The organism is Aliterella sp. E5.1, from assembly GCF_057473825.1.
Genome location: NZ_JBYCCV010000266.1, coordinates 1 through 2190 on the forward strand (window position 1 = coordinate 1; position 2190 = coordinate 2190).

The window sequence follows — 2190 nt, forward strand, 5'->3', positions numbered from 1 at the left end:
TACCACCTGTGTGATTCCTTTTTTCTTGTCAAACTCCTGTTTGAACTTGTAACTCACGGTCGAACCTTTAACTTCCCAAAGTTATTTGAGTATGCTGTCTTTCCACAACCCACCTAGGATTGCTATAGGTCAAATTAAATATAAGATGACATCGCTTGAAAGCTTTACGCAGTTACATCTCTTCTGAAACTTATCTTCAGTTTAATTACGCTTACCTACTTAGTTGGCTACTGGCGCTACTCAATTGACGCTCAAGACTAATAGAGTCGCCTGCACGTTGTCCAGCCATGTAACCATCTCTGGTCACTCTTGCTTTAGAAGTTGCTTTGCGCCCAGTTAGAGTAATTCCTTGTTCTTGCCGCCACTGTGAGATCGCCTCTTGTTCGCGTTCGTGAGCCATCCGGCAAGCCAGCCCTGTTACTTTTGTATTAGGGATACCTTCGCTATTCATCTGTTGCGTTTGTTCTTCAATCCGCTCCAAGAGCCGCTTAGAACAGCCAGTGATAAAGCTCGATTTCCATCTACGCCAATTTGGTTGTGCCAAGGCTTCAATGTCAGTGCCTTCAACCTGGCTTAAATAAATACGCCATGCTTGTTTCTCCGCCTTCACTCCCTCAGCCGCTAATCGTTCTACCGTTTTAATCAGGTAATCGTATAGCGACAGAGCGATCGCTACATTATGACTTCTTCCTGCTACAACCATCTTCCCGCTCATCCACCACATTTTGCAAAAGTTAGCGTTAGCGATCGCATTGGCGATAAAGCCTTTCCAATAAACTTTTCGGCTATTAGAGCCAACTGTAATTTGCTCGATTGGGAGCGCGGGAGACTTTTGACTGGTTTTGATATCTTCAAGTCGCAGATTATACTCTGTCAAAATTTCTTGAGCCTTAGCTGCCGCCGCACTAGCTTCGTACTCGTTTGCTGAAGTGGCAAGTGCTAGGAGTTTATGAATACGGTCGATAATCTCTTGCATAATTCCTTATTAATGTTCAAACGAACGGCGCACTCCATAAAGTCCAATTTTCCTTGTTAAACGGCGCTTTCCACCTTTCAATCAGCCCCAACTCCATCTGCTGCCTTGCTCTTGCCACCGCAGGTACATCCCACCAGAACGCCATATTAACTGCACATGATAGCCCATGCTGGTAATGTAGACTTTGGTATTTGTCTAAATACCTCTTACAGTCATGAGTTCCTTTCCATCGTTTGTTACTCTTGCTCGTCTCACCAATATACAAAACTAACCCAGCAGCACTATCTAACACAAAGTATATACAAGCCTCACCTGGGCTATCTGCTGGTAAGCGATAAAACGACATTGGGCATAGGCTAAGGCTGAAAGGGTCTATGTTGTCGGGGTTAACGTGCGCCCTAGTCACATTAAACAAACTCCCTTGCACAGGCTGGCTTTCCTTCATTTGTTGCTGGTGGGTAGCAATTCTTGTTTTCCACCGCACTAATGCGTCCGCATCCATGCTTAGGCTTTCTGGTCTGCTGCTACTTCTAGGAATTACAACGCCAGCAAACAGGTCAAGTTGATGGGTTTCCACAAGATTAACTCTGGTTTCAACTAAATTATTGTAGACCCCCTAGAACTTATGCGATCGCCTTTGGGTTAGCTGTCCTATCGGCGATAGTTGTTCCCTTGACTGTCAAAGGTATCACTTCCCCTCGGCTAAGTTTTCGACATAATGCTGTTGGGCTACCATCGTAGTCTGGATCGAGCAAGCGCTCATCTCCTGCAAGCATATCCACTGGAATATCTAGCTTTACTCCCCATTCTGCTAAAGGTAGAATTGCCCAATTAGCTACAAACTCAGGGATGCTTGTCGGTCGCTGCGCTCTAGGTACATCGCGCAAAGCACAGGTGAGGATTAGTTGATTAAAACCGCACAGTAGAGCATCGGGGTAGGGAAATGGGTCTTTTTCGCCTGCCATGACTCGCTCCATATAGGCATTTAGCCCAAGCGCAAGTAGGGAGAGCATTTCGAGGTCGTCTAGTTTTGTCGGGTCAACAGTCATGCCTATTGTTCAAGCTAAGTTTTACTGCCGTCTAAGATGGTAGTGCTAAACATGTAAGGATTTATTGTAATGGTGGATAAAAAGCCAAATAGCACCAATATGATTCTCTAATTTCTTAGAAAACGAAAGCGTCTTTCTGACCAATCGAGCAATACGTTGACGCAT

General features: G+C 45.0%; 3 protein-coding genes and 2 pseudogenes. 1 reads left to right on the forward strand and 4 read right to left on the reverse strand.

Annotation, left to right across the window (positions count from 1 at the left end; genetic code table 11):
• A pseudogene (locus tag AC2VE5_RS26110) lies at positions 1–117 on the forward strand (IS630 family transposase); the annotation flags it as partial.
• Between the two features lie 94 nt (positions 118–211).
• Here AC2VE5_RS26110 and AC2VE5_RS26115 read toward each other — a convergent pair.
• The 4 genes and pseudogenes from AC2VE5_RS26115 to AC2VE5_RS26130 all read right to left on the reverse strand — a co-directional run.
• Positions 212–976, reverse strand: a complete 765-nt coding sequence (locus AC2VE5_RS26115; protein ID WP_486890472.1) for a DUF7168 domain-containing protein — start codon at positions 974–976, stop codon at positions 212–214.
• A gap of 16 nt (positions 977–992) precedes the next feature.
• Entirely contained in the window at positions 993–1553 is a 561-nt protein-coding gene (locus AC2VE5_RS26120) for a GIY-YIG nuclease family protein (RefSeq protein WP_486890473.1), read from the reverse strand.
• Positions 1554–1599: 46 nt separating this feature from the next.
• Positions 1600–2025, reverse strand: coding sequence for a pPIWI_RE_Y domain-containing protein (locus AC2VE5_RS26125; RefSeq protein ID WP_486890474.1), 426 nt, complete (start codon positions 2023–2025; stop codon positions 1600–1602).
• A 45-nt stretch (positions 2026–2070) separates the two neighbouring features.
• Positions 2071–2190 (reverse strand): annotated as a pseudogene (locus AC2VE5_RS26130) (IS1 family transposase); the annotation flags it as partial.